Annotated in this window: 3 protein-coding genes; all 3 read right to left on the bottom strand. The window is 30.2% G+C overall.

Annotated elements, in window-relative coordinates; all coding sequences use genetic code 11:
- Positions 1-665: 665 nt before the first annotated feature.
- Positions 666-1,343 carry a ProQ/FINO family protein gene (locus tag CJF42_RS24045; RefSeq protein ID WP_095369066.1) on the bottom strand — a complete coding sequence of 226 codons (678 nt, stop codon included), beginning with the start codon at positions 1,341-1,343 and terminating at the stop codon, positions 666-668.
- Between the two features lie 319 nt (positions 1,344-1,662).
- Entirely contained in the window at positions 1,663-2,727 is a 1,065-nt protein-coding gene (locus CJF42_RS24040) for a replication initiation factor domain-containing protein (RefSeq protein ID WP_095369065.1), read from the bottom strand.
- A gap of 18 nt (positions 2,728-2,745) precedes the next feature.
- On the bottom strand, positions 2,746-3,000 hold the full coding sequence (locus CJF42_RS24035) for a helix-turn-helix transcriptional regulator (protein ID WP_095369064.1): 255 nt from the start codon (positions 2,998-3,000) through the stop codon (positions 2,746-2,748).
- Positions 3,001-3,051: the final 51 nt, after the last annotated feature.

The raw sequence follows: 3,051 nt of genomic DNA, 5'->3' as shown, positions 1-3,051 counted from the left end.
CCTAAGCATAATCCCGCCCTGGGCTTTCTATTAAAAACTATCAACAAATGTTTATATTTCCCGTTCAAAGGCTACAACTCAAATCAACGCTTTTGAAAACGAAGAGCATGTGCAGTAAAAAGCCTCCAGTAAATCTCCTAAGTGTTAGCTTACATTAAAAATGTGCATATTTATCTAAAGCTAGTGCGAATCAAAAATTTAAAAGAGCCACAGCTGATGCTCATTATCAAAAAATTTTTGAAAGAGTAAATGAAGTAAACTCACCTGATGAACACCTTTATAGAGTTACCAAAGTAGCATTATTTGGATCTTATATAACAAATATGCAATGTTTAGTGATATAGATATCTTTATATGGCTTGAAATTAAACCAGAATTTGAATCAAATTGCAGCCAATTGACTGATAAATTGTACAAGATAGAATAAATAAAGGAGGTTCATTCAGTCATCAATTAGAAAAGACTCATTGGCCAAGGATTACAGTATAAAAATATTTAAAAGGTGGCTCTAGAATTTTAAGCATTGAATAATGAATATGAGCAATTTTAGCATAAATCTGTATTTTCAATTTATGCTAAAGAAGGAGCTTAACCACTATAATGCTATAGGCTAATTAGAAACTTAAAAAAATACACATTATATATCACAGTATTCAGGGAAAAATCTATTTTATTAACAAAGGTTCAAATGGGTACGTACATCCACTTAAGTCATGCCTTAGTTTATTTTCAATTAAAAGTGTTTGATAGGTTTTTTGCTTTGTGAATCGATATAATGCTTTTTGTATTTGCTTTAATTTAAGTTTATTATTCTTATCATTTAAAATATCTTTATGTATTCCAATTTTTAATAAAACAGGGTTCTTTAAACAGATAATTGGATACATAAGCATTAATTGTTTTAAATCTTCATATATTGGATCTGTTTGTTTGACTACAATATGCCCAGTTAGGTCATACCTATCTCCACCTGCATTAATCAGTTTATAATTTTCCGATATCCATAGTAATATCAATGCAGCTTTAATGCGTGAAATAGACCAACAGATACTCTCATGATTATGTATATCTTCTTCGATATTTATTTTTAGCAGTTTTGTGTCTTCAAATGAGATTATTGGGAACATTTTAATAAGAATTTCAAGATCAAGCCAATTTCTACGTTTTTTGCTACTTAAATCATACCAAGCCTTATCACTATCTTGATAAATATTAGGTTTGTTTAATAAAATAAAGTGCCTTTTAACTTCTTTTATAAAAGCTTTTTTATAACCATGCTCTTTCTTTGGTTGTTTAAAATTTCCACATTCAGTTGTAAAATGAATCAAAACTTCTGGGGTCATAACTTATTTTCCTTAAAATTCGTCATTTATTAAATTGTTTTATTAATTGTGATGTTTACCCATTTCGACTATAAATAACTTTATAAAATCGTATAGCTTTCACTATGAATTAACAGTTTTATTTTCATTGACATTATTTCTTTTCATTAATATCTTTAATTAAATAAAATATCAACACTTACTTTAAATCTTTTAATAACAGCGCCTTAAAGTATAACAATGTTATATTTTCATAAATGTAGTTTGTTTAAAAATGACTTATGGTGTGATTGAAAACGCCTCTAACACCTTATGCAAGAGAGCGATTAAATTTAATTGATTACTCACCTTTCAATACCAATTCTGGATAATTCAATTGATTATTTTTGCTCTTACGATTAATTTTATTGATAACTTCATCGGGGCTCATTTTCTGTAAAGCAAAGTGAATAGTTGGACCGACTTGCCTTTTTGCATAAGCTAACTTTTTAGCCAAACAATTATCAAACCGTTTAATAATTTCTCGCTTAATTGAACGTGGTTCTACTCCTTTCAGTATTCTTTTATGCGCTTTAGGGTATGCAGCCACAAAATAAGGATCTGGATTAAATAAAATATCTATTTCAATATAATGATTACTCCTTCCCCAATAAGTTACTTCATGGCGAGTCCAATTTTGATAGCTGCTATCCGTTGTTGGTAAACCCAATTGTTTACCTTTTTCGTAAACTTTTAATTGTTTATATGAATTACGAGAGCCAATACTTTCTGTACGCCCTGTATTACTTCTAGTCGCTTCTTTTATCGGTCTTTTACCGTTTAGTGAATCATATAACCCCCTAGAATACGCTTGTTGCGCAAAACGAATACCGTATTTACTAGTTTGATCATCTACAGCAATATCGACTCTACGAATAATGTATTTATAACTTTTAGCTAACTCTTTTAATGTTGAGAAATAATTTGATGAAATATTAATTAACTCACAACCTGTACCAGTGAGCTCAAGCTGCAAGATCTGTTTATCTCTATGCCATTTAAAAGCACCACAGTAAGATTTGAATAGTTCTTTGGTTTTTAACATTTGACCATGACTAAAATGTTTCAAGTTTGGTTTCGTAGCTGTGATCAGTATTTCGTTTTTACTTAACCAGGTTGAAAGTAAAAGTTTAACTTTCTCAAAACCTGCTTTAGTTAATTGAGTAAATTGAATAGTTAAATAATCGATTCGAGATTTAACTTTATGTTGATCTAAATAGTGACAGTCTGTAGCAGCTGTTTGATCAATATTGATCTCATCTGATCCTTGATGGAATAACTGATTTAGTACTTTACTTGTCACAGTTGTTGGCTTTGTTGTGATCAATGGTTGTGTATCAGAAAAGTTCTTTACATTTATTCTCATGATTTCCCCCTATTCTTATTAAAATTTTGTGCGCTGGTTGATCAAGTCTTGAACTAATTCTTTTATTTGAATAAGAGGCATGCCTGCACACATTGCAGCAAGAACAGCTTGTATTTCATGTTCTATCCAGCCTACGGTTCTTTCACTGCCCAATTGAATTGGAGGAGGGAGTAAACCTTCTTTAATACGGGTATAGAAGGTTGATTTTTTTAAACCTGTCATGGCAAGTACTTCAGGTTTACGATTTATTTTGATTTGGACTGTATTAGTCATGTTGATCCTTTATTGGTTAATTAAACATGACTGAAGATTAAATGATGAGGA

This window comes from Pseudoalteromonas sp. NBT06-2 (genome assembly GCF_002276045.1).
Taxonomy (GTDB): domain Bacteria; phylum Pseudomonadota; class Gammaproteobacteria; order Enterobacterales; family Alteromonadaceae; genus Pseudoalteromonas.
Note: the sequence above shows the minus strand (reverse complement) of the source record. Positions and strands in the feature narration are given on the sequence as shown.

Bases quoted from the DNA above. Each gene is read 5' to 3' on its own strand.
- CJF42_RS24045 (WP_095369066.1), bottom strand. From the start codon at position 1,343: ATGACCCCAGAAGTTTTGATTCATTTTACAACTGAATGTGGAAATTTT.
- CJF42_RS24040 (WP_095369065.1), bottom strand. From the start codon at position 2,727: ATGAGAATAAATGTAAAGAACTTTTCTGATACACAACCATTGATCACA.
- CJF42_RS24035 (WP_095369064.1), bottom strand. From the start codon at position 3,000: ATGACTAATACAGTCCAAATCAAAATAAATCGTAAACCTGAAGTACTT.